Below are 24,115 nucleotides of genomic sequence, written 5' to 3'. Positions count from 1 at the left end.
TTAGATAAAAATTTAGACAAATTGGATGTTATGCAAAAACAAAGTATTTTCACGTTTGCCACTTTAGCTCTACTCGTTGCTGCAAGTTCTGTGCGTGCTTCTGAAATTACTTTGTTGACTTGGCCCGAATATATATCACAATCCCTGTTAGATGCTTTCCATAGCCAAACTGGCACACGCGTAAAACAAATCCATTACGACTCTGATGACGCTAGAGATCGGCTGCTTAATTTAACCCAAGGTCAAGGTTACGACATAGTGCTAACCAGTAGGGTTAGATTACCCATGTACCAAGAGCAGCAATGGTTAGATAGTTATGACAAATCTCAACTATCAAATTTACCCCACATAGAAGCCAAATGGCAGCATGCGGCGAACGAATTTGGCGACTATTGTGTGCCCTATTTTTGGGGCACTATAGGTATTCTTTACAATAAAAAATTTGTCACTCAACCACCAACTAGCTGGCAAAGTTTTTTTGCACAAATGCCCCAATATTCGGGCAAAATAAATTTACTCAATGATTCGCGTACTTTATTACCCATGGCGTTAATCGCAGCAGGGTTTGACAGCCATTCTGACGACCAAAGGCAAATTAACCAAGCAGCAACACTTATCCATCAACAGCTTAATCACATCAACAGCTTTAGCGCATTAAATTTAGATGAAAATAACCGACTAAATAAAGAAGAAATCTGGATTTCCATGGCATACAACGGCGATGCACTTTACCTAAAAGCACTTAATCCAGATCTTGAATTTATCCAGCCTTCCGACGGCACGAATGCTTGGCTAGATTGTTTAACCATAAGTAAAGCGAGCGGACAAAAAGAGCACGCACACCAATTTATCAACTTTTTATTAGAGCCAAAAAACTCGATGCAACTCGCGTTAGATTTACAATACCCAACACCAAATTTAACCGCGTTTAAGCTGCTACCAGAAGAAGTTCAAAACAACCAAACCTTATATCCCAAGTTATCCGCTAAAGTGCAACTCAACAAAGTGATTGCAGCAACGACTGAGCGTTACTTCCAAATGACTTATAAACAGCTGGTATTTGCCCATAAACAGCTTAGCCAAGGAAGACCATGAAACTCAGCAACAAACTGATTGTACTTATATTGTTGCTCGTAGCTTTGCCAATGACTGGTATAGGTTTATATGCCATTTATATGTCGGTGGATAATAATAGATACCAGTTTAACAACCGTCTAAAAAATCAAGTTGCCCAGCAAGCTTTTACCTTAGAGCATTATTTCTCTGATACACATTCGATCCTCGAGCTTCTTAGTCGCAATACCAGCTTAATTGAATATATTCAGCGCAGCCAAAACAACCAAAGATATACCCTGCTGTTACCTCAAATACTCGACAATTTTGCTCAATATATTCAGTCGTACCCCAAAATCGACGAAATCCAACTTATTCGACCAAATGGGTTAATAGATGCTCGACTTGCTGCCGATTTTAGTCCAATCAATGAGCAATGGCTGACCCAGACTAGTTGGTTTGACAAGCTAGACCAAACAATTGATCTGCAGTTTATTTTTGCAAGTGAACAACCAATGTTTCCCAGCTTATACGCAATTCGCAAGTTAGAATTAGCCAATAAAAGCCATTGGGGTTACCTGCTGATTAAAGTGAACCCAGAAACCATTCACAACGTCATTCACAATATTGTTGGTGACTCAGGAATAAATGTATTGGTGGACAGGCAAGGAGAAATTCTTGTTTCCAGTTTTAGTTACCCGAGTCGCAAACTACCGCAATATCTCAACAATCAACTGCAAAGTACTTCAGCTAATCTGATTCAAACTTATTTTAATGATCAAGATTTGCTGATCGCTAAACAGCCGATTAATGGTGATTTTGTGCTGGCAACCGCAGTACCGTCAAACGAATTAGCCATCACAAAACATATATCCTACATTGTTTTATTTGCGGTACTTATATCTATGTTATTAACCAGTTGGTTAATCTTCTTTTCGTTAGAAAAACTCATTTTAAAACCTATAGCTCAATTGAATGCCGCGAGTAAATCAATTGCATCAGGAAAACTTGTGATGCGCTTACCGAGCAATCGAAATGACGAAATGGGTCGACTATTTGAATCTTTTAATCGCATGGTCAATTCAATTAAACAAGCTCGTAGTAGCATAGAAGATTATAAAGATCATCTAGAAGAAAAAGTGCAATCACGCACACTTGCTCTGCAAAACGCCAATCGAGAATTAACCCAAGCACGGATCCTTGCAGAACAAGCAAGCGAACTAAAAAGTCGTTTTCTGGCTAACATGAGTCATGAGATACGCACGCCTCTGACAGCTATCTGTGGTTTTACCGAGCAAGCCTTAGTCCATCAAAACGATGCGCAATTACGCAACGAATTGTTAGAAAAAGTTTTGAGTAGCAGCAACCATTTAATGTCGCTGATAAGTGATATTTTGGACTTATCAAAAATTGAGTCTGGCAAACTTGAGGTTGAATCAATCTCTGTTGAGCTAAGCCAAATGCTTACAGAACTGAGCAATATTGCCGAGAAGTTATGCCAAGAAAAAGCTTTAGCTTTTACCATTAATTTAGCCGACGCTTTACCCGCTAAGTTTAAATCTGACCCAACACGATTAAAACAAATCTTGATAAACTTAGTTTCAAATGCAGTCAAATTTACCCATGAGGGTAGTATAAAAATTGAAGTTGCATATGACCCGCTAAGCCAACACCTGTCATTTAGCATATTAGATACAGGTATTGGGCTGTCAACCAAAGCGCAAGCCAAATTATTTCAGCCTTTTGTCCAAGCCGATTCTAGCACCACTCGAAAATATGGTGGCACAGGTCTAGGTTTAGCTGTCAGCCAATCTTTAGCTGAATGCCTAGCGGGTTCTATTTCGGTTAGGAGCCAAGAAGGAAAAGGCTCTGTTTTTACCCTGACTTTAGATTTGTCACAACAACAAGTAGCTAACTTAACCTCAATAACCCTGAATAACAGTCTATTGAAAAAGGCCACAACCCAACTGGATTTATCAACGGCTGAAATATTATTAGCTGAAGATAACCCAGACAATCAACGCCTAATCCAATTAATTCTTGCTCCGACTAAGGTAAATATTCAAGTGGTTAATAACGGCCAAGAAGCGGTTGAAAAATGTTTAATTGAGGACTTTGACTTAGTACTTATGGATATGCAAATGCCGATTATGGGAGGCTTAGAGGCTACTCAATTAATTCGACAAACCGGTTTTGAACAACCTATTATTGCATTAACTGCAAATGTAATGCGTGAAGAAATATCTCATTATTTAGAGCAAGGCTGCAACGGTCACATAGCTAAGCCAATAGACTCAAGCATATTGTTAGAAACCTTAGCTAAATATCTGCTAAATGATAATCAACAAGCACAGGCGATTGACTTCGAACAAATAGCAGCTAACCTTAAAAATAACGAAGATGTACAACAACTTACTGATGAGTTTTCTCGAAAGTTACCAGGGCAGTTGGCCGAAATGCAGCAAGCTTTAAACAGCGAAGATTTTCAACAACTTGCGTTGATTGCTCATACATTAAAAGGCAATAGTGCCAGTTTTGGCAAACAAGAATTAGCCAAACCAGCAGCTGAACTGGAGCAAGCAGCATATACTTGTAACATTAGTTTAGTACAAAAGAAATTTGTAAACTTACAGAGTTTAATTACCAGTCAAAATTTCAAGGAAGCTTAATGAACGACAAAAAAAAATTAACACCGCTTCGTAGCGAAAAAGTGCTGATTGTCGATGACTGCCGCATTATGCGTGATTATTTGCGCCAAATGCTACTCGAAATGGGTTTTAGTCGCTTTGTAGAAGCGGATAACGCTGAAGAAACATTAGAGAAATACCAAACAGAGCAGCCTAATATAGTCTTTTTAGACATAATGCTCGATGAAGAAGATGGTTTGATCGTATTTGAACAGCTGTTGGCTAAAGATGCTAATGCTAAGGTGGCCATTATCAGCGCACATTCAACCGCCGACAATGTAAAAAAAGCGATGTCACTAGGCGCGAAAGGCTTTCTGGTAAAACCATTTCAACCTAAAAAGCTATTTGTAACCTTAAAAAATATGGGCTGTGAGTTTGTTGGCTAAAACCACTCTTTCCACCAGCCCTTTTCTAACTCTTTAAAGGCTAAATTAAGTAATAGCGCCATATCCAAATATCTGAGTTTGGAAGAGTTAGATTTAACACTCACGCCCTGCTGCAACAATTTAGTTTCTAATTGTCCATACCAGTTTACTAAACTCATAGGCAAAGGTTGTTGTGCTCTTTTCCCCAACCAGTAATAACCTTGTAGTGGCATACTTAATATTAAACATGCCATTGCCAGTGCTTGTGGCATAAATTCATAACCTAATACTGCGACCTGAATACAAAATGAAATAATCGCGATAATTGGCAGAAACATAGCCGCAAATTGAGTTGCTTTGATTACTCGACATTCAGGGAAGATAGCATATAGCTGAGGTTTAACCGGCCATTTTTTACTATATTGGTGACCAGTAACAAGATCATGAAAGAGATTTGACAACATATTGGGTACCCCACACACAGCGACGCTGTTAGTATTTATAATATGTCATCCTTGAGCAGGATCAAGTTGATTTATGATAAAAAGGTCAAACTTTATCAGTTTGACCTTGTTATCTGGCGTAATGAGTTATTTAACCACTACAGTTGAACTGTCATTAATATCGATTTCTGTGCCACCACTTGCCAAGAAGCTTGCAATACTGGTTTGCATTTCTGTTGTCACTGTCGCATTGACTGATGGATCAAGCAACGAGCTATGCCCACCAGTATTGTAACGAATCAAACCAGATGTCGGCGTGTCACCTTCCACATCCGCTGTGACTGCAGATATACCTAACAATCGAGCAAAACTTTCTGTTCCGGAAGTTGGTAAACCAGGTACCCCACCAGTAAAAGGAGGGATAACTTGATCCCAAGTTGTAGGATCTAGACCATCACCAAAAATTTCTGTTATCAATACAGGCATTCCACTTGCAGCTAACCAGCTAGCATATCGATTTGGGTCACCTTCATCCAACATAGTTTGCACTGCAAATCCATATTGACTGATAACACTGCTAATCGCAGTCACACCCGCAGGATTAGTTGTCGCCAACACAGCTAAATAATTATCAAAATGTTGATTATGATCCGCGGCCGTCAAAGCTTGTAAATCCGCACCATTTTGCGCTAGGTAGGTCGCATATCCTTGAGCTAACGCTGCTAAACTTGCATTATCACTACTCAAGTTTGCAAGCAGTACACTGCCCTTAATAAATCGACCGAACGAACCACTGTCTAATAAAAAGTTCGCCACACCACCGGAGGCGTTGGCAAATACACCAGCCTTGACTGTAAATAAAGCATCAGCACCTGCTTGCGCTAACTCATCAGAGCCAAGTGCAGCAAAACCTGTATTAGCAATTGCAGTAAAACTAGCACCAACAATTCCACCTAAGCTGTGACCGACAAATGAAACGTTAGAAACATCGAGCATTTGTCCATCAAACTCTTGCCCAGCCAAACTCGCAATTGCGGCTCTAAGACGTAATAAATCAACAATGCTTTGACGCATGTTGTCGCGCATAGCTCGAGCGTTTTGCAAATTCATATACGCAGTCGCGCCCTTTTCATCGTTTGCAACCACATCAGCATTGCCATCACCCGTGACATCAAAGCCGCGCGAACCATGTAACACCATATCCATTGCAATTGTAGCGAAGCCAGCTTTGCTCAATGCCGCAGTTAGCGCCAACATATCTTCTTTGCGACTGGTTATACCGTGTTGCAAAATAACTACAGGCCAGCCTGCTGTTGGCATTTGCACATTTGCTTGATTAAAAATGCTGACATAAGCGGCATCTGGCACAGTCACCTGCAAGTTAGTGTTCACTAAACTTTTAACTGCCGGCACTGGATTATATTGGGTAGTATTGCGCTCAGTATCTAAACCTAAATCGCGTAAACCTAAAGCTTTACATGTCGCATCGTTAGCACCGGCTGGCAATGCATTCAAATCTACACCAGCAGCTTGTGCACCTAACAAAGTTGCTCCACTATCACACATAGCTTGCCACCAAGCACCATCACCTGTTGCACCCGTTGGATTGTCAACGCTCGCTGTACCATTGTAATACGGTAATGTGATGTTAGATGTATACAATTTGGCACCACAAAAACCAATAGCGCCCTGCTCTGCCGCACTGGCAGTGCCAGCTTGAATTTTACCCAATAGGGTTTGGCATGAATCTGCGCTGAGCTTTAACGCAGTTTTAACATCTAAACCAGTAAAAACTGGCGTTGCCATAGTTGGCATAGCGGCAGGATTACTCACCATTAATTTTTTCAATGCTGGCAATGAAGTAGCAGATTGGGTGGTGACGGCTGCAGTCAGAATAACCGAATCTAAATCGACACCTTGGGTTGCAATAGCGGCTTCAAATGAGTTTATTGCGCCTTGCAAGGCTAATTGGGACTCACTGCCAAGTGGATGCGTATTAATATTTTGTCGAACCGTTAGGTAAGTAGCCGACGGCTCTAGCGGTCGCGACAAACCATCTTCCAACATATTGGTCACTGTTACAATGTAAGTTGATTGTGCATCCAAAGGTTTCATCGGCACAATAGCAATACTTTCGCTGCTGGCTTTTTGTGTAACAAAATCAACGCCAAAAGTTAACTCACTGACAATTTTACACGCTGCGCCTCTTGGCACTGCAGCACATTCAGTGTGGTTTGGATCTTGTGAACCACCCATAATAGCTTTGAAGATTCGAACTGCACCCGGTGTTTGCGCTGAGGTTTCGTCTATACCTTCAGCTGCTGCCGGTACTGAAAAAGCTATGGTAAAAGGTTGTTGATAAGACCAGCCATCTAGTGATGACAAAGCAACAGAAGGATCGGTAAAATCAGTGGCATCAACCACAGGAATATTTAACGTGCCATCTGTTGTACCAGAAAATAATAAGTCATTAGGAACAGACAGTACCGAAGCGCTTGGGTCGTAACTAACACGCGACTTAGCCACAACTGGCTGATTTTCAGTACTATTTTGTCGGTCTTCAATAGTCTCGTTGTCGCACGCGCCTAACATGGCGATAGATAAGGCGATGATTCCAAGTTTAAATTGCTGCATTTTATTCCTCTGCTTGTGTGGCTGCAGTAATAGCTGATTATTTCAATTTATGTTTATCTAGCTACACACTGATTAGACCAGTTAAAAGTAACCTAAAATTCGCGTTTTAGCCAGACACTTGTAAATAAAAAGTAAATTATCTTAGAGCGTGGTAACCTTTTGAGTATAGTTTTGCAGCCGATTTTGCGCAATTTATACAAGGCAGAGCGATTGCTGTATGGTTGTTCCATATAAAAGAGCGATAACGCAGTAAAAATTGCGCAAAATCCCTGCCCAAAGGGTTCAATTAAAAACACTTTACTCTTCGTTGCTAGATTTTGACTTAGCCCACTAGGCCTTCAATCAAGCGCCTTGATTAAAGTGTTTTTAATTTGAACAAAATCTATACTCCAAAGGTCACCGCGCTCTCATTAAAGTCAATGCTTGCAAAAATTACAAACCTTTATCTTGATTTTGTTGTGTTTCTAAGGACAATGAGCCTCTACCCAAGCAAGACATGATTCATTAGGAATGCAATTAAAGTATTTAAATATTGTTGCAATTGGCGGCGGCCATGGACTTGGCAAAGTACTCAACACCTTCGCAGATCTTGGTGCCAACTTAACCGGCATAGTTGCTACCACAGACAATGGTGGTTCCACCGGTAGACTCAGAGAAAACAACCAAACCATAGCTTGGGGCGACTTGCGTAATTGCATTACTCATCTAGCACAAAGTCAATTGGGTTCAAAACTACTTAACTACCGTTTTGACGGTGGTGAACTGGATAAACATTGTTTAGGAAACCTAATATTTTTTGCGTTGGAACAGCTCGATGTTAAACCGGTTGAAATCATGGAAATTGTTCGACGTTTGCTAAAAATTGAAAGCAAACTCTACCCTATGACAGAGCAGCCGACTGATTTAATCGGTCGTTTTGCCAATCAACAAATTCACGGTGAAGTGGCGATAGATAACCAAAATGATATGCCGGATAGCTTGTCATTAGTCGATAATGTAACAGCGCCATCGCGCGCTCTACGGGCTATTTTTAATGCAAATGTCGTTTTGCTTGGGCCTGGGAGCTTTTTAACCAGCGTCATGCCAGCTTTACTAGTGGACGATATTTATCGCGCAATTAGCGAATCAAACGCCAAAGTGATATTTATTGATAACTTGGGTGTCGAGCACGGCACTTGCCAAAATACCAGTTTGCAAAGCCGTTTAGACTGGTTACAACAGCTGAGACCAGAGATGGTGATTGACGGCATACTTTCTGGAGCAGACGCAAATGACGAGGGCAAGGTTGAGCTTAAACAAGCCAAACCTGTAACCCACATTAGAGCCGAGTTATCTGATGCTGAAGTGTATTATCGCCATGACGAAAAGAAATTGAGGCAAGCATTAACCGAGCTAATTAGCTCGATTTGTCATCCTCACTAATACGGCTCGCTACCGCACCAGTTTGATCTCGATATTTTGCGTCTTCACGTTTATTGTATGGACGCAGCGCACTGCCACTCATAGTTTCAAAATTAAGCGCACCAATTTTCATTTTCGGACGCAACGCCAGTGGTAATTTACCACTATTAAAAAACTCTAAAACAATTTGCCCAGACCAACCCGGATCAATTCTATGTGCGGTTACGTGCACCATCAAACCTAAACGCGCAAGCGAGCTGCGGCCATCTAACCAACCAACAATATTATCCGGTAAAGTGACTGATTCATGGGTCATAGATAAAGCCAGTTCACCTGGGTGCAAAAAGAAAGCATCACCATCAGCAATTTCAATTTCATCTGACATAATAGAATTAAGTGCTTTGTTTACTTCGTGTTTTGGGCCACTTAAATCTATGTAAGGCGCAGCGTGGTCTTGAAAAACTCTAAATTTATTGCCAAGTCGAATATCCACACTAACACCGCTGATCATATCGTTGCTCGGTCTAGGTTGGATGTTAATATTGCCTTCATCTAACATGGCAATGATATCTTTGTCGCATAAACGCATGGTACTTGCTCAACTAGTCTTTTATCTGAATACTCGGAATATTCTGTCCAACCGACTTAGCAGGCTCAAGTGCACAGAGTTGTGCGGCTAACTTTAATGCCATTTGGTTAAATTGAACAAAATAAGGAGCGCTATTAAACCCTGTTCCGTCACCATTATCCATACTTTGACGAATTTTTATATCAAGTGGTAATTGGGCTATTAATGGAATTTGGTGTTTTTGCCCAAGTTTATCGCCGCCATCTTGACCAAAAATTGCTTCGGTATGACCACATTCACCACAAGTATACAAGCTCATATTTTCCACCACACCAGCAACCGGAATATTTAACTTGTTAAACATAGCTATGGCTTTTTCCGCATCAGCCAGCGCTATATTTTGTGGTGTTGTTACCACCAGCGCACAACTTAATGGCATTTGTTGGGTGAGTGTTAATTGAATGTCACCCGTGCCCGGCGGTAAATCAATAATCAACACATCGAGTTCACCCCACAAGGTTTCATTAAACAATTGCATGAGTGCCCTACTTGCCATTGGCCCACGCCAAATGGCTGCATCTTCCGCCGGCACCAAATAACCGATCGAGTTACTCACTATGCCTTCAGCGCTAACCAAAGGTTTCATCCATTTTTGTTCGACTGCTTCTGGCTGTTGTTTATCTAAACCCAACATAATTGGAATAGATGGGCCGTAAATATCCGCATCTAAAAGCCCAACCTTTAAACCTAAATGTTTTAAGCTGCGGGCTAAATTGACACTAACGCTCGATTTACCCACACCACCTTTGCCTGAGGCGACTGCAACTATATGTTTAATGTTGCTACGTACATTTGTACTTGCACGATTTAGCGTTGAACCTGAATCAAGTAATTGGGCAATTAACCCAGCTTCATCTGATGATTTATCCAAGATTGTTTTAGCCTGAGGCTTTTTTAAATTAAAAATTTGCTTAAACACAATAATTCACGCCTAAAAGTCAGTTTGCAGATGAAATTAACCGCTATTTTCAGTAGTATTCACCCAATTCGCAAACCTTATTAATTTATCATCCAAAAATATATGACTGACAGCAGAAAAATCCTTGTTACCTGTGCATTGCCGTATGCCAACGGCTCACTTCATTTAGGCCATTTATTAGAACATATTCAAACTGATGTTTGGGTACGTTTTCAAAAATCTCGTGGCAATGAAACCTACTTCGTTTGTGCATCTGATGCACATGGCACGCCTATTATGCTTAAAGCAGACGAGTTAGGTATCAGCCCTGAAGACATGGTTGAACAAATGCGTGCAGAGCACATGCAAGACACTGCTGACTTTTTAGTTGAGTTTGACAACTACCACTCTACTCACTCAGAAGAAAACAAAGTATTGGCGCAAAGTATTTACACTGAGCTTGAGAAAAAAGGTCACATTGGTAAACGCACAATTGAACAGTTATTCGATCCAGTAAAAGAAATGTTTTTACCGGACAGATATGTAAAAGGTGACTGCCCTAAATGTGGCGCGGACGATCAGTACGGCGACAACTGTGATAAATGTGGTTCAACTCATTCACCAACTGAGCTAAAAAATCCACGTTCAACTGTGTCTAATGCCACACCTGTTATGAAAGAAAGTGAACATTATTTCTTTGAACTCGACCAGTTCCAAGACATGTTACAAACTTGGTTAAAATCAGGTGCTTTACAAGAGCAAGTTGCGAATAAATTATTAGAATGGTTTGGTGACGGTTTACGCGGTTGGGATATCAGCCGTGACGCACCTTATTTTGGCTTTAACATTCCAGGTACAACAGATAAATTTTTCTATGTTTGGTTGGATGCACCTATAGGTTACATGAGTAGCTTTAAAAACTTATGTGATAAAAAAGGTATAGATTTTGATGCATTTTGGAAACTAGATTCTAACGCTGAGTTACACCACTTTATTGGTAAAGACATCATTAATTTCCATGGTTTATTCTGGCCGGCAATGTTAGACGGCGCAGGCTATCGTAAACCAACAGGTGTACATGCACATGGATTTTTAACCATAGACGGCGAAAAAATGAGTAAGTCTAAAGGCACATTTATTAAAGCCAGAACTTACTTAGAACATTTAAATCCTGAATACTTACGTTATTACTACGCGGCTAAACTGACACAAAGAGTGGATGATTTAGACTTAAACCTAGATGATTTTGCCAAACGGGTAAATTCAGACCTAGTCGGAAAATACGTAAACATCGCCAGCCGCTGTGCTGGTTTTATCACTAAGTTTTTTGACGGCAAGCTCAGCGATACAGTGCTACAACCAGAGTTATTAGCAAGTTTTGCTCAAGCCGCTGATACTATAGCTAACCATTATGAACAAAGAGACTTCAGTAAAGCAATACGCGAAATTATGGCGCTAGCAGACAAAGCTAACCAATTTATTGCCGATGAAGCTCCCTGGGTATTAGTTAAAGAAGAAGCAAGTTTAGAGCGTGCACATCAAGTCTGTTCATTGGCGATTAACTTATTCCGAGTATTAACTATTTATTTGCAGCCTGTTTTACCAAAACTGGCAAATGAAGTCGCGGCTTTCTTAAACGACGAGCTAACTTGGGACAAACACAATACAGTGTTAACTGGCCATGCAATCAATAAATTTAAACCTTTATTGCAACGTTTAGACACTAAAACAATCGACAAAGTGATTGAAGCGTCGAAACAAAGCACACCTGCGGCGAAAAAAGCGCAACCGGCAAAAGCTGCGAAAACAGAAGCTAAAAAAGCTGATGAAGCCATTGCGCCTGAAATTGAATTTGACGATTTTGCCAAAATTGATTTGCGTATCGCAAAAATTGTTAGCGCCGAACATGTTGAAGGTGCAGATAAGCTATTAAAAATTCAAGTGGATATAGGCACAGAACAACGCCAAGTATTTGCCGGCATAAAATCAGCTTATCAACCCGAAGACTTAGTCGGTAAACTGACTGTAGTTGTGGCCAACTTAAAACCGCGAAAAATGCGTTTTGGTATGTCAGAAGGCATGATTTTAGCAGCGGGCCCAGGTGGACAAGATTTATGGGTATTACACCCAGACCAAGGTGCACAACCTGGCATGCGAGTTAAATAGTCATGGCGGATACTTTTAAAATCACCTTAGCGAGCAAACGTGAAAAATCTGTATTGCGTCGCCACCCGTGGATTTTTTCCCGTGCAATTGAAAAACTAGATGGTGAACCTAAATTAGGTGATACGGTTGAAGTGTATGCAAAAAATGGTCAGTGGTTAGCCCGTGCGGCTTTCTCGCCACATTCACAAATACGTGCACGTGTATGGACTTATGAGCAAAACCAACAAATCGACCAAAGCTTTTTTCATCAGCGTATTCAAACGGCTTATCAAAGCAAAAGTGCATTAATTAACAATAGTGATGCACTTAGAGTGATAGCCGGTGAATCAGACGGTTTACCCGGTTTAACTGTTGATTTATATAAAGACATCTTAGTCTGTCAGTTTCTTGCTGCTGGGGTTGAAAAACACAAAGCTGATATAGTTGCAGCACTTGAACAGGTATTTCCACAGCTTGCTATTTATGAACGCTCTGATGTGGATGTTAGACAAAAAGAAGGCTTAAAACCTATTTCTGGTTGGTTAAAAGCAGGCGCACAAACCTCAACTTGGATCAACGAAGCTGGTAGCCAAATTTTAGTTGATGTTGAACAAGGGCATAAAACCGGTTTTTATCTTGACCAAAGAGACAACCGCTTAATTGCTGCAGACTACTGTAAAGGCAAACAAGTATTAAACTGCTTTAGTTACACTGGGACTTTTGGTTTGCACGCCTTAAAAGCAGGCGCTGAACATGTCACCAACTTGGATGTATCGCAACTTGCTTTAGATACATCAGCAAAAATCTACCAACAGAATCAGCTTGATGAGAGCAAATATACCCATTTAAATGCAGATGTGTTTAAACAACTGCGCCAATATAAAAAACAAGGCCAGCAATTTGACTGTATTATTTTAGACCCACCTAAATTTGCAGAAAATAAAGGCCAAGTGATCCGCGCTTGTCGTGGTTATAAAGACATTAATATGTTGGCGTTACAAATTTTGAAACCGGGTGGATTTTTATTAACTTTCTCTTGCTCTGGGTTAATAGAAGCGGATTTATTTCAAAAAGTAGTAGCAGATGCGGCGCTGGATGCAAATGTAGAAGCGCATATCATAGAGAAGCTGACACAAGCAAAAGATCACACTGTGTTATTAAGTTATCCAGAAGGTTTTTACTTGAAAGGTTTAGTGGTACAGAAACGCTAAGCTGTTAAATATAATTTAGCCAGTTAACAACTGGCTAAATTCAAATTATTTGTTGGTTCTAAAGCAGGGCTTGTCGACGATTCGACCTGCGGCAACCTGTCGATAGTTCTGAATAATATTTGCCCACAATCGTTACAACTATGCACACGTTTGTGGTCGTCACGCTTTAATAGACCCCACTCTTTAATATCTTCTGATCCACAATCTTTACAAGTAACAGTTTGCCCTGTTTTATCCATTTGGAATTGCTGTAAATATACGGAACGAATGGTGATACGGCGATAAGCTTTAACTTTACTCAATTCGGGAGATTGCTGTGCCGCAGAATTATTTTGGAAAAATTGTCTAAACATAACAGACCTAAGCATAAAGAGTCCTTCTCAATCAACTTTGAGCCCCATTATATCAGGGTTCACAAGCTGTTGTGGTGACTTTATTGTGAAATGTTTGGCAATTTTTCTAATAGAGCGGAATCAATATAAATAGCGATAATCAGCTGGAGATAAAAGCCATTTAGGCAAGGCAAGTTGGCACAGGTATAGTGGTTCTATATCAAGCCAACTTAACACAGAATAAATGGCTTTTAGCCCAGCCTTTCAGGAGCCTCACAGACAGCCCACTTCTGTGTTGTATCATTTTGAAAGGTGCCTACATTCCTGCAATGATACGCCTTGAATTGAACTGTCTGTGATGGCTCTGATACTCGCAATTTATATTGATTTAGCTCTAGATCATTTAATGGTGAAATCCAATTTAACACTGACATTTTCGATACGAGTTGGCTCTGAGTTGATCATAGGTGGTTGATAACGCCATTTAGCAACTGCTCTGCGAGTTGATTCTTCAAAAACTTGCTCAGGGGAAGCACTGACTACTTGCACATCTTCAACTCGACCTTGTTCGTTTACGGTGAAGTTCACTCTTACCCAGCCTTCAATAGCTTTGTGCATAGCCTCCGCTGGATAATCAGGGAAAGGCCTTGAAACAGGTTTAAGATCTTTTTTAGAAAATACTAACTGGCTATGGAGTAATTCTTGTTCCGTTTGCTCATCTATCTCTAAACCTCTTGTATCTAAAGTCACTTCGAGACTATTTGCCAACCTAATGTATGGCTTTAACGGCACTTGACGTGCAATCGCATGATTCAAGGCTAAATAAAAATATTCATACGCTCTATCAACTGATGTTTGACCTAGATATGCAGCCGCTAAAATAGCATGGTAATCAGGATTTTTCGGGTCTTCATATAAACCATCTTTGGCCATCAAGCCGGCTTTAAATGGGTAATAAAAATCATCATATTTGGAAGTTGCGTAAATATAAGCTAACGCTTGGTGAGCATTTTTATTGCCCTGCTCTGTCAGTTGCTCCAATATGGTGACAATTTTACGTAATTGTCGCTTGTTTGGTTTGCCTGCAAGTTGTTTACGCACTAATTCAAATTGTGCAGTTGCATAGCCTTGATTAGCACTTTGCTCCAACCAATACTGGGCTTTGTTTGCATTAGCTAAACAACCAACACCTGCATCTAAATGTTTTGCTAACATGTATTTCGCAGCGGCATCACCATTAATAGCGGCTTGTAAGTACCAGTAGACAGGCACAGCTTCTATAGAGCTCTTTTGCGCTTTCACTACCTCAAGACTCATCAATTGCGCCAACATGTATTGAGCATCAAGGTCATGATTATCAGCTTTATCTAATAGCGCATCATGGTAGGTTTTTAATAATTTGGTATAAGTACGGTGATTTTGTTCATTCTGTGCTCTGAACTCTATTTTTAATAGAATATTTTCGTTAATTAACAACTCGTTATTGTCAATTAATGGCGGATAATTTTGTGCTAACGCATAATCGATTGCTGCTTTTTCAAATCGATTCGAAGGTAGCGCTTGGGTAACAACCAAGTTGAACAATTGACCATTTTCATTGATGTTACCTTGCAATATAACAAAACCACTCTGCTCTGCTGGTAAAACCCCGAGTTGAACGGTCGAAGAAGCAGGCAAGGTACCAAATGAACCATCATAATCCGGATATAATTTGCGGCTTAACGCCGCATTGCCGTATTGAACACTTAACTGCTCTGCCACTTCTTTAGCTTGGCGTTTGGAAGGAATTTCTCTACGCATGCGTCGAATTTCTTCACCTGCTGCGCGAAATCCATTTTCATCAGCTAAAGAAAACCAAGCGTAGGCTTGATAGATATCAGCAGCGCCGCCTTTTCCCTGATAGTACATAATGCCCATGTAGTATTGGGCTTTTGCATGCCCATGTTGAGCAAATTGTGCAAATTCGGAGCGGGCTTGTGCATACTGTCTTTTTTCAAACAATAACTCTGCATCTTCAATGCTTATCGCGTAAGCAGGTAAAAATATAGAGAAAAACAAACAGGCAATTGCAACGAATAGATTAACAAGATTGAAGTTGATGTACGGCAAAGTATCCTTCCTACTACGGCAGTTAATATTCCTTTTAGCTAGCGCTAATATTAACCATTAAACATCGAATGTCCACAGCAATAACACAATAAAACCCATTTTTATTAACTTTTTTAAAACACAATACACTAATGCTTCAATCGTTTGAGAATTAACGCTGCCCTATGGCCAATTTCAACTTGCTGATTAGCAAAACAAATAAACTCTTCTCCAAATGAATCTATCGTTTCAGTGCCAGACAGCCGAACGAATGGCTGAGCATGAACAAGAGGGTGAAAATTAACCAAAACATCTGGGCTAATAAAATGAAAAAACTTGTTATGTTTGACAATCTCATCACTAACAACAAAATGCCGATCGCTGTGTACACAAAAACGCGGTATTAGCTCGGTGCATGCTAACCCCTCGACTAAATGTACATAAATTTGTCTAAGTAGATTCGATTGATTGTTATAGAGCTTTGCAGATTTACCAAGCTCCAAAGTAGCGGAAGAACAAGCTAATAGGTTGCATGTGTAAAAACTTAAAGTTGACGATGGTTTACGCGCATGAATGATAGCTTGCACTGGATAGCGCAGAGGCGTGTTATATACAACCACTGGCCCACCAACTAACTTAACCGGTTTAACCGCAAAAATAGGATATATAGAAGGCTTTATAGAACAATGTAAATCTAAATGAGTGCGGAAAGGGTATAGTCCAGCGGAATAAATTTTTGCTAAACAAGTACAAATTTGTTCTGCTCTATGTTCTTCATAATTACCTGCTTGTGTCGGCTTATTCAACAAATCAGTGGTAAATAATCGATTTAGATTAGTATCAATATATCGCTTGTTTTGTTTAATCGCAGCTATATTGGCAAAGACTATGACTAAGTGAGTGTTTAAATGAATTTTCCCAACAACAATGTCGGCCAAAATTTTATCTAAAACTTCTACCGGCGCCGTTTCGTCGCCATGTACAGCACAAGATAAAATGAGTGAATGTTTAACCAGCGTTGCCGGTATTAGCTCAAGTATGCCAGCACTATGCTGCTTAATCTCAACTTGATAGCGAGTTTTTTGCTGGCAAACATAACTAACAGGTTTAAAAGCATCTTCAGGCTCATTTAACAAAGCATTAAGGTAATTGGTTAGCAAGGTATACATAAGCACCTCCCTAACCTAAGTCTAGTCTATTTGCTACAAGTTGAATGGTTTAGGGCACTTGGCTTCTATATAGTTGCGCTCGACATAATTGTAGGTGCGTAAATAAAAGTCATAGCGAATTAGTTTGCGCCAAAATTCTATTGCTTCAGCTTTTGGGCATATGGTTTCAATTAAATAACTTTTATGCTGCACTTCTGAGATGTCTAATCTATCTGGTATTTGAATATAAACGGCAATGCCTTCGTCAATTGCACGTGCGCCACGATAGCGCCACACACCTTTGACAAACTCAGGTGCCATATATCTATCAACTTCTTTGAGTAAATCAACTGGCGCGTAATGCTCGCGCTCGCCACAGGCAGACAACAAACAAACAGCCGTTATCACAACAGCCAATAATTTAGTTTGAATGTTTTTCCACCACCACATGTATATATTTCCCCATAGAGATAAATGGCTCTGAATCCGATACTGCAAGCTCTTGTTCGACAATTTGTTCAAAGTGACTGTGCCACATAGCGCGGTCAATCATATAGTCGTGAAAACAACGAACGCCGCGTTTATGCACTATTTTGCCGTACTGCTCTAACCAAGTATAAACTTGTTGTGGCTCTTGTGGGTAATTTGGACTTAATCTAACTTGCTTCTTCGCCCGCATGCCACTATTGATGTAATCAAAATTGCCGTACAACAAATTGCCGATTAATTTTGCTGTGTTATTAAAAAACATTATCGACAGTTTGCCGCCAGGCTTGAGTACTTTAAACAAATAGTCGATAAAAGCTTGTGGCTCGGCAATCCATTCCAACACAGCATGGCAGATTAACCAGTCGAATTGTTCACCTTGATAAACTCGAATAAAATCTTGCGCTGGCTGACAGTGAAAATCAACTTCCACTGCTAACTGCTGGGCAAAAACTTTCGCCGATTCCACCATATTGGGCGCAACTTCTACAGCTGTCACCTGATGTCCTTGCTGTGCCAACCACACTGACATATGACCCAAGCCAGCACCAACATCAAGTATTCTTTGTAACGCGATATCTTGATTTTCACATGCGACTAACCCCTGATTGGTTAAATCTTGCTGCAAGACTGCTAGGCGCAAACGTCCTTTGGAGGTTTTATAAATATTGTCAGCAAATTTATTCGCGATATCGGTAAAGTTTTGATCGGGTTTATACATTAACTATGGGCCTAGAAACCTAGATGCGCGACAAATAACAAGTAACCTCTTCCCTGTCATGGTACAAGTGTTTAACTTTAAGTTGATAACGCACACCACCTTCATATAAAGATACCTGCATTTGCTCAATTACTTGTTGCAAATGTTGAAACCTTTGTTTCATCGGTAACTTCAAATTAAAAATAGCATCTTGGCACCAGCCATTGACTATCCACTTAACCATCAAGTCCGCAACTCTGGCTGGCTTTTCAACCATGTCGCACACTAGCCAATGCACATTGCGTTTTTTCGGCTCATATTTAAAACCGTCTTCGCGAAAATGTTTCACTTGGCCAGTTTCCATCAAGTCTTTGTTCATTGGCCCATTATCAATCGCACTAACCATCATGCCACGTTGCACTAATTGATAAGTCCAGCCACCTGGTGCTGCACCTAAATCAACCGCATTTAACCCACCAGATAACTTTGTCGGCCAATCATCTTTAGCAATAAAATAATGGAATGCTTCTTCCAGTTTAAGGGTTGAACGACTCGGCGCGGCTGCTGGAAACTTCAAGCGTTTTATCCCTAGGTGTAAATCACTTCTATTATTACTAGGGCTAAAACCAACTAAGATATGTTGTGAATTAAAGAAAAATACATGTAAAACAGCTGTTGCTTTGCGTTGAATGACTTTTTGTTTTTCTAATGCTTTTTTAAGCGGCACTGAGAATTTTTTGGTAAATCCAGAAACTGCTTTGCCTTCATTGGTATCCGCATAATCCATGGTAATATCTGCATACTGCTGACCCACTAATGCTTTTACCAAGGGTGAAATTCTGTCTACCGGATCTAAGTCAAACAGCTCTTCAATTAAACAAAACCATTGGCGGGTAAATACTAGCTTATCAAGTTTTACCTTGGAGAATAATGCGCCACTGTCGCCATTGGTCAGCTCAAATTCAACATAACCTAAGTTATCTTTCGCGCGGCAAAAACCAAATAACCCAGCTTCAGCTGCGTGGTGTTGAATTTCATTTGCGCAATCTTTTTCAAAACCAGCGCGGCAATACAAAACATAACGAGACATTTATTTACCTTTAAAAAACACAGAAACCATTAGCAGCAACCAAGCAAGAATAAACAAGCTGCCACCTATTGGTGTTAATGTGCCAATTGTAACAATAGAAAATGCCAGTAAATATAAATTTCCGCAAAATAATACGATAGCGCTGGCAAAACAGCCTAAAATCACTGTACTCAGGCGAGATTCGGGTAATATAAATACAAGGCAAAATAATAAAACAGCATGGACTAATTGATAAAACACAGCCGTGTTTAACCAAAGTTTAGCTTGCTCAGGCAAAGCAGCATGACTTGCATAAGCGCCCAAAGCCACAGCCAATGCGCCAGCTAAAGCGGCAAAACTTTGAATAATATTTCTATACATGGGCTTTTATAAACTCAACAATTGCATGACTAGCAGAGTCTAACGCCTGCTCGTGACTCACTCCAGATGATTTTAATGGCTTTAAACTATGATCGGCTGCAGTAATCCAATTAATTCGTATGTTGTTGCTTAACGCTTGCTGTTCAACCCAATCACGATTACCAAAAGTATCTCTTTCGCCTTGAATGATTAAACAAGGTGCTGAGGTTTTCTGCAGTAATTCAAGTCGATGTTTTTCTGCTTTGCCGGGCGGATAAAATGGATAACCCAAAGCAATTGCCGCATTAATCGTACGATTCGAAGCTAAAACGGTTTCAAGCGCAACCCGCGCGCCCATAGATTTTCCTGCAACAAAGATAATGTCGTCTGCAGAAACTTGCCCTACTTGTTGTTCAAACGCTGCAACCAACTTTGCCATTTTGTCAGGTGGACGCTTTTTTCCTGTCGCATGTATTTGTTGCATATAAGGAAAATCAAACAAAATGACTTCAACATTTTCTTTCATTTGTTTTTTTGTGAACTCTGTAACTTTATTACAGATTGATTGCATAAAGTCCGATTGGCTACCCGCACCGGCACCATGTGCTAATATTAATTTAACACTTTTCAAACCAAAGCCTCCAAAATAAAAATATAAACATTAAATATCAACACCTTAAATAAAACACAGATAATCAAAACCACAATTAACCCAAAGAAGTTTTAACAATTTTTTGATAGAAAAAACGTCATAAACTAGGCTAAATTCATTTAATATTCCAAAAAGAAATATAGTTATTTGCTTTCAATATTGTAATTAAATTACACAAGAGTATACTTAAAACCGTTGAGAGAACAAAATTAGTTCAAACAACAACCAAATGTTAATAAAAATTGAAAGTTAATTACAAGCCTAACTAAATGTTAGTGATTTAAGGAGTACACTATGTCTATATTAAAAAGTTTTGTATCAGTTGTTGCTTTTGTTAGCTTTGCTGCAACAGCCAACACAAGTGATTCTTTAAAAAGTTCAGTTGAAGCTGACTTAGTAAAAGATATCAAATTAGAAGTAGCAAGTTTAGTTGCTGACGTAAAAGTAGAAGACGCTATCGTAATTTCGGTCAACAAAGCAGTATTGGCTAACGATAAAGAATCTGCAGAACAACTAGACACTATCATTACTCAAGTAGCTGAATAAGAGATCCAGTTATCCTGCAACACGATTAACGTGGGATATCAATAGGGTCAAAGCTTTTGACCATATCGTCAAGTGCTTTGATTTGAGCCAAAAACGGTTCAAGTTGCGCTAATGGGAAAGCAGAAGGACCATCACATCTTGCTTCAGCAGGATTAGGATGTGCTTCCATAAATAAACCCGCTATCTTAGTGGCCATACCGGCACGAGCTAGCTCAACGGTTTGATGTCTGCGACCACCTGAAGCCGACCCCATAGGATCTCTGCATTGCAGTGCATGAGTTACATCAAAAATAATCGGGCTACCGTCTGATACCTCTTTCATTACGCCAAAACCTAACATATCTACTACTAGGTTGTCGTAACCATGGCAGCTTCCACGCTCACATAAAATAACTTTTTCATTGCCTGACTCAGCAAACTTTTCAACTAAATTAGTTACTTGTGAAGGCGACATAAATTGTGGTTTTTTCACGTTGATAACAGCACCAGTTTCAGCCATAGCTTTAACTAAGTCAGTTTGACGGGCTAAGAAAGCTGGTAACTGAATTACATCAACAACTTCTGCCACAGGCGCAGCTTGAAAAGTTTCATGTACGTCGGTAATAGTTGGTACGTTGAAAGTGTTTTTGATCTCTTCAAAAATTTTCAAACCTTCATCCATACCAGGACCACGATATGAATGCACTGAAGAGCGGTTAGCTTTATCAAACGACGCTTTAAAAACGTATGGAATACCTAACTTGTCTGTGACTTCTTTGTAGCTTTCTGCAATGCGCATCGCAAGATCACGCGATTCCAACACATTCATGCCACCAAAAAGGACAAATGGCTTATCATTGTTCACTTCTAAAGATTGAACAAATACTGACTTTTGACTCATTGTTTTCCTTTAACCTATTGGTTTGTCTAAAGTCAGTATTATATACCCAAGTAGCTTGGATATACCATGCCTCGGCTAGTGTCGCCACCAAAACAGCCGACAAATGGCAGGCAAGAAGAAGATTGCGCCTAACATGTTCACTAAAAACATAAAGGTTAATAAAATCCCCATATCCAGTTGGAATTTTAGATCAGAAAACACCCAAGTACTGACACCAATTGCCAATGTCACGCCAGTAAAGATAACCGCACTTCCCCGTTCAATTAACGCTTGGCGATATGCTTCAGATAATTGCATACCTTGTTTTAACTTGCCCATCATATTCGACAGAATATAAATACCATAATCGACGCCAATCCCTACCCCTAAGGCGATAACGGGCAAGGTGTAAACAGTTAAACCTATATCCAACTTGGTCATTAAAGCTTGGGCCAATGTAGAAACAACAAATAAAGGGATAATCACGGCTAAAGTTGCACGCAAGCTCTTAAACGACAATAAACACAAAATAAATACCGCTAAATACACGTAAATCATCATAGGTATTTGCGCTTCAGCAACCGCTTCATTGGTTGCCCCCATAACCCCAGCTGGGCCTAAAGCGAGTCTAAAAGTCAATTTGTCGGTTTCGTAATTGGCTTTTTCAGCTTTAACCACCTTAATAACACGTTCAATGGTTTCAGCTTTATGATCTTGTAAAAACAGTAATATAGGCATTGCACTACAATCTGTGTTTAATAACCCAGTACTTGTAGGCACACGTGCAACCGACTGCGCCATAGAAGCAGTGTCTTTTGGCAAGACTCGCCATTTAGGGTTGCCCTCGTTATATCCAGCGGTAATGGTTTTAGTTACACTGGTTAAACTAATGCTCGATTGTACGCCTTCAACATTGGATAATCTGAATTGAAAATCATCAATGTTTTTCATAATGGCAAAATCAGTACAAGCATCCGGCACACTTTCTGCAATCACTGACAAAATATCCACGCCAATTTCGTATTTATCAGTAATCAAAAAAGTATCTTGGTTATAACGTGAATCTTCATGCAGTGCAGGCGCGCCAGCGTGCAAATCACCTATTTTCATATTGCTAGAATAAACCCAGCCAAATGCAAACAGCGCTATCATAATTAACACCAATACAGGCGCAAAAGCTCTATCTGTGAGTTTGACTAAAGCAGGCCACAAAACGGCCATTTTGCTTGATTCGATGCGCGATTCGTAATCGTGCGGGAAACGAATATAAGAAACCAACACAGGCAGTAAAATCAGGTTGGTTAAAATAATCACACCTACACCAATTGATGCAGCTATTGCCAATTCTTGGATAATACCAATATCAATGCTGAGTATTGTTATAAAGCCAATACAATCGGAAACAAGTGCGACAAATCCTGGTAAAAATAATGCTTTAAAGCTCTTTTTAGCGGCAATTTTAGCCCCTGCGCCACTGGCAACCCTTTTACCTATGCTGTTTATCATTTGCACACCATGGCTGACGCCTATGGCAAATATCAAAAACGGCAGCAAAATCGACATAGGATCTAAACCAAAGCCGAGCACAGACAACAAACCTATTTTCCAAATCATAGCTATCACTGAACACACAATAGGCAGTGCGGTTAACAAAGCAGAATGGCAGAATAAATAAACCAAAACACAGGTGATCAGCATAGCGACAACAAAAAACAGTAAGACGTTTTTTGCGCCTGCTGCAACATCGCCGACCATTTTGGCAAAACCAATAATATGGATAGTATGTTGTTTACTTTGCAGCTTTTCGCGTAAATCTTGCTCTAAGGTTTTAGCAAAATTTATCGTATCTATCGGCTTTTTAGTGGTTGGATCAACTTCAAGTAACTGAGCTGTCACCATAGCACAAGCATAATCACCCGATACCAAGCGCCCTACTTGGCCTGACTTTTCAATATTACGGCGTACTTTAGCTAAATCACTTTGTGTATTGGCGTAATCCGCAGGGATTACGGGTCCACCAATAAAACCTTCTTCAACAATTTCGGTATAACGAACAGCTGGTGAGAAAAGTGACAATACGCTCGAGCGATTTACCCCTGAAATAAAGAATAACTGGTCGTGGACTTTTTTTAACTTGTCAAAAAAATCTGGGTTGTAGATATCACCACTGCTATCACAAACAGATATCAAGATATTATTAGCACCACCAAAATCATCGGCATACTCAAGGTAGGTTTGCATATAAGGATGTTCAAGTGGAATGTTTTTAGTAAAAGCCGCGTCCAACTTTATTTGTGTCGCAAAATAGCCGAGTAGCAGGGTTATCACAGCAAATATGGCGATAATAGGTAATCGATTTGCAAAGATTTGTTTTTGGGAAAAATCAATAAACTTAGAAAACACGCTCACC

The 24,115-nt window shown here is 40.0% G+C and carries 21 protein-coding genes; 7 read left to right on the top strand and 14 right to left on the bottom strand.

Features of this window, described 5'->3' with window-relative positions:
* Positions 1–30: 30 nt before the first annotated feature.
* Genes ACMZOO_RS15280 through ACMZOO_RS15270 form a run of 3 tightly spaced genes read left to right on the top strand, consistent with a single transcriptional unit; the run spans position 31 to position 4,126 of the window.
* On the top strand, positions 31–1,095 hold the full coding sequence (locus ACMZOO_RS15280; RefSeq protein ID WP_440904183.1) for a polyamine ABC transporter substrate-binding protein: 1,065 nt from the start codon (positions 31–33) through the stop codon (positions 1,093–1,095).
* Positions 1,092–3,722, top strand: a complete 2,631-nt coding sequence (locus tag ACMZOO_RS15275) for an ATP-binding protein (protein WP_440904182.1) — start codon at positions 1,092–1,094, stop codon at positions 3,720–3,722. Before ACMZOO_RS15280 ends, ACMZOO_RS15275 begins: the two co-directional genes overlap by 4 nt.
* On the top strand, positions 3,722–4,126 hold the full coding sequence (locus tag ACMZOO_RS15270) for a response regulator (protein ID WP_440904181.1): 405 nt from the start codon (positions 3,722–3,724) through the stop codon (positions 4,124–4,126). The genes ACMZOO_RS15275 and ACMZOO_RS15270 overlap by 1 nt, the downstream gene beginning before the upstream one ends.
* Here ACMZOO_RS15270 and yfbV read toward each other — a convergent pair.
* Both yfbV and ACMZOO_RS15260 read right to left on the bottom strand, forming a co-directional pair.
* A complete protein-coding gene (gene yfbV / locus ACMZOO_RS15265) occupies positions 4,123–4,569 on the bottom strand; it encodes a terminus macrodomain insulation protein YfbV (protein ID WP_440904180.1) in 447 nt (148 codons plus the stop codon). The two genes, ACMZOO_RS15270 and yfbV, sit on opposite strands and share 4 nt — an antisense overlap.
* A 126-nt stretch (positions 4,570–4,695) precedes the next feature.
* The gene (locus ACMZOO_RS15260; protein ID WP_440904179.1) at positions 4,696–7,182 is read right to left on the bottom strand and encodes a VolA/Pla-1 family phospholipase; all 2,487 of its coding nucleotides are present in this window, start codon (positions 7,180–7,182) and stop codon (positions 4,696–4,698) included.
* Between the two features lie 510 nt (positions 7,183–7,692).
* On the opposite strand from ACMZOO_RS15260, the gene ACMZOO_RS15255 reads away from it, so the two are divergent.
* Complete coding sequence (locus ACMZOO_RS15255; RefSeq protein WP_440904178.1) at positions 7,693–8,604, top strand: gluconeogenesis factor YvcK family protein; 912 nt, start codon at positions 7,693–7,695, stop codon at positions 8,602–8,604.
* Here ACMZOO_RS15255 and dcd read toward each other — a convergent pair.
* Both dcd and apbC read right to left on the bottom strand, forming a co-directional pair.
* Positions 8,579–9,172, bottom strand: a complete 594-nt coding sequence (gene dcd, locus ACMZOO_RS15250) for a dCTP deaminase (RefSeq protein ID WP_440904177.1) — start codon at positions 9,170–9,172, stop codon at positions 8,579–8,581. The genes ACMZOO_RS15255 and dcd overlap by 26 nt on opposite strands.
* 13 nt (positions 9,173–9,185) lie before the next feature.
* Positions 9,186–10,130 (bottom strand): iron-sulfur cluster carrier protein ApbC, encoded by a 945-nt coding sequence (apbC, locus tag ACMZOO_RS15245; RefSeq protein ID WP_440904176.1) that lies wholly within the window; start codon positions 10,128–10,130, stop codon positions 9,186–9,188.
* A 102-nt stretch (positions 10,131–10,232) separates the two neighbouring features.
* Between apbC and metG the strand changes: the two genes are divergently transcribed.
* On the top strand, positions 10,233–12,275 hold the full coding sequence (gene metG / locus ACMZOO_RS15240; RefSeq protein ID WP_440904175.1) for a methionine--tRNA ligase: 2,043 nt from the start codon (positions 10,233–10,235) through the stop codon (positions 12,273–12,275).
* A 2-nt stretch (positions 12,276–12,277) separates the two neighbouring features.
* Complete coding sequence (locus ACMZOO_RS15235) at positions 12,278–13,465, top strand: class I SAM-dependent rRNA methyltransferase (protein WP_440904174.1); 1,188 nt, start codon at positions 12,278–12,280, stop codon at positions 13,463–13,465.
* A gap of 23 nt (positions 13,466–13,488) precedes the next feature.
* Here the strand turns inward: ACMZOO_RS15235 and ACMZOO_RS15230 are convergent, their stop codons facing one another.
* The 8 genes from ACMZOO_RS15230 to ACMZOO_RS15195 form a co-directional block, all read right to left on the bottom strand.
* The gene (locus ACMZOO_RS15230) at positions 13,489–13,818 is read right to left on the bottom strand and encodes a hypothetical protein (protein ID WP_440904173.1); all 330 of its coding nucleotides are present in this window, start codon (positions 13,816–13,818) and stop codon (positions 13,489–13,491) included.
* Between the two features lie 378 nt (positions 13,819–14,196).
* A complete protein-coding gene (locus tag ACMZOO_RS15225; RefSeq protein ID WP_440904172.1) occupies positions 14,197–15,906 on the bottom strand; it encodes a TonB family protein in 1,710 nt (569 codons plus the stop codon).
* Positions 15,907–16,034: 128 nt separating this feature from the next.
* Entirely contained in the window at positions 16,035–17,054 is a 1,020-nt protein-coding gene (locus tag ACMZOO_RS15220; protein ID WP_440904171.1) for a succinylglutamate desuccinylase, read from the bottom strand.
* Between the two features lie 33 nt (positions 17,055–17,087).
* Positions 17,088–17,483 carry a hypothetical protein gene (locus tag ACMZOO_RS15215; protein ID WP_440904170.1) on the bottom strand — a complete coding sequence of 132 codons (396 nt, stop codon included), beginning with the start codon at positions 17,481–17,483 and terminating at the stop codon, positions 17,088–17,090.
* Entirely contained in the window at positions 17,455–18,240 is a 786-nt protein-coding gene (locus tag ACMZOO_RS15210; RefSeq protein ID WP_440904169.1) for a methyltransferase domain-containing protein, read from the bottom strand. The genes ACMZOO_RS15215 and ACMZOO_RS15210 overlap by 29 nt, the downstream gene beginning before the upstream one ends.
* A gap of 19 nt (positions 18,241–18,259) precedes the next feature.
* Entirely contained in the window at positions 18,260–19,309 is a 1,050-nt protein-coding gene (rlmM, locus tag ACMZOO_RS15205; protein WP_440904168.1) for a 23S rRNA (cytidine(2498)-2'-O)-methyltransferase RlmM, read from the bottom strand.
* Positions 19,310–19,669 carry a DUF423 domain-containing protein gene (locus ACMZOO_RS15200; protein WP_440904167.1) on the bottom strand — a complete coding sequence of 120 codons (360 nt, stop codon included), beginning with the start codon at positions 19,667–19,669 and terminating at the stop codon, positions 19,310–19,312. It lies immediately after the preceding gene.
* Positions 19,662–20,279 carry an alpha/beta fold hydrolase gene (locus tag ACMZOO_RS15195; protein ID WP_440904166.1) on the bottom strand — a complete coding sequence of 206 codons (618 nt, stop codon included), beginning with the start codon at positions 20,277–20,279 and terminating at the stop codon, positions 19,662–19,664. Before ACMZOO_RS15195 ends, ACMZOO_RS15200 begins: the two co-directional genes overlap by 8 nt.
* Before the next feature lie 315 nt (positions 20,280–20,594).
* On the opposite strand from ACMZOO_RS15195, the gene ACMZOO_RS15190 reads away from it, so the two are divergent.
* Positions 20,595–20,846, top strand: coding sequence for a hypothetical protein (locus ACMZOO_RS15190; protein WP_440904165.1), 252 nt, complete (start codon positions 20,595–20,597; stop codon positions 20,844–20,846).
* Positions 20,847–20,871: 25 nt separating this feature from the next.
* Here the strand turns inward: ACMZOO_RS15190 and kdsA are convergent, their stop codons facing one another.
* The gene (kdsA, locus tag ACMZOO_RS15185) at positions 20,872–21,726 is read right to left on the bottom strand and encodes a 3-deoxy-8-phosphooctulonate synthase (RefSeq protein WP_440904164.1); all 855 of its coding nucleotides are present in this window, start codon (positions 21,724–21,726) and stop codon (positions 20,872–20,874) included.
* A 75-nt stretch (positions 21,727–21,801) separates the two neighbouring features.
* Positions 21,802–24,108 (bottom strand): efflux RND transporter permease subunit, encoded by a 2,307-nt coding sequence (locus ACMZOO_RS15180; protein ID WP_440904163.1) that lies wholly within the window; start codon positions 24,106–24,108, stop codon positions 21,802–21,804.
* Between the last annotated feature and the right edge of the window lie 7 nt (positions 24,109–24,115).

This window comes from Catenovulum sp. SX2, from assembly GCF_052056295.1.
Taxonomy (GTDB): Bacteria; Pseudomonadota; Gammaproteobacteria; order Enterobacterales; family Alteromonadaceae; genus Catenovulum.
The sequence above is the reverse complement of the archived record's forward strand: the minus strand, read 5'-3'. Positions and strand labels throughout refer to the sequence as shown.

What these genes read in the sequence shown, in the direction of transcription:
- ACMZOO_RS15280 (WP_440904183.1), top strand. Translation starts at nt 31, where the DNA reads ATGCAAAAACAAAGTATTTTCACGTTTGCCACTTTAGCTCTACTCGTT.
- ACMZOO_RS15275 (WP_440904182.1), top strand. Translation starts at nt 1,092, where the DNA reads ATGAAACTCAGCAACAAACTGATTGTACTTATATTGTTGCTCGTAGCT.
- ACMZOO_RS15270 (WP_440904181.1), top strand. Translation starts at nt 3,722, where the DNA reads ATGAACGACAAAAAAAAATTAACACCGCTTCGTAGCGAAAAAGTGCTG.
- yfbV (WP_440904180.1), bottom strand. Translation starts at nt 4,569, where the DNA reads ATGTTGTCAAATCTCTTTCATGATCTTGTTACTGGTCACCAATATAGT.
- ACMZOO_RS15260 (WP_440904179.1), bottom strand. Translation starts at nt 7,182, where the DNA reads ATGCAGCAATTTAAACTTGGAATCATCGCCTTATCTATCGCCATGTTA.
- ACMZOO_RS15255 (WP_440904178.1), top strand. Translation starts at nt 7,693, where the DNA reads ATGCAATTAAAGTATTTAAATATTGTTGCAATTGGCGGCGGCCATGGA.
- dcd (WP_440904177.1), bottom strand. Translation starts at nt 9,172, where the DNA reads ATGCGTTTATGCGACAAAGATATCATTGCCATGTTAGATGAAGGCAAT.
- metG (WP_440904175.1), top strand. Translation starts at nt 10,233, where the DNA reads ATGACTGACAGCAGAAAAATCCTTGTTACCTGTGCATTGCCGTATGCC.
- ACMZOO_RS15235 (WP_440904174.1), top strand. Translation starts at nt 12,278, where the DNA reads ATGGCGGATACTTTTAAAATCACCTTAGCGAGCAAACGTGAAAAATCT.
- ACMZOO_RS15230 (WP_440904173.1), bottom strand. Translation starts at nt 13,818, where the DNA reads ATGTTTAGACAATTTTTCCAAAATAATTCTGCGGCACAGCAATCTCCC.
- ACMZOO_RS15220 (WP_440904171.1), bottom strand. Translation starts at nt 17,054, where the DNA reads ATGTATACCTTGCTAACCAATTACCTTAATGCTTTGTTAAATGAGCCT.
- ACMZOO_RS15215 (WP_440904170.1), bottom strand. Translation starts at nt 17,483, where the DNA reads ATGTGGTGGTGGAAAAACATTCAAACTAAATTATTGGCTGTTGTGATA.
- ACMZOO_RS15210 (WP_440904169.1), bottom strand. Translation starts at nt 18,240, where the DNA reads ATGTATAAACCCGATCAAAACTTTACCGATATCGCGAATAAATTTGCT.
- rlmM (WP_440904168.1), bottom strand. Translation starts at nt 19,309, where the DNA reads ATGTCTCGTTATGTTTTGTATTGCCGCGCTGGTTTTGAAAAAGATTGC.
- ACMZOO_RS15200 (WP_440904167.1), bottom strand. Translation starts at nt 19,669, where the DNA reads ATGTATAGAAATATTATTCAAAGTTTTGCCGCTTTAGCTGGCGCATTG.
- ACMZOO_RS15190 (WP_440904165.1), top strand. Translation starts at nt 20,595, where the DNA reads ATGTCTATATTAAAAAGTTTTGTATCAGTTGTTGCTTTTGTTAGCTTT.
- kdsA (WP_440904164.1), bottom strand. Translation starts at nt 21,726, where the DNA reads ATGAGTCAAAAGTCAGTATTTGTTCAATCTTTAGAAGTGAACAATGAT.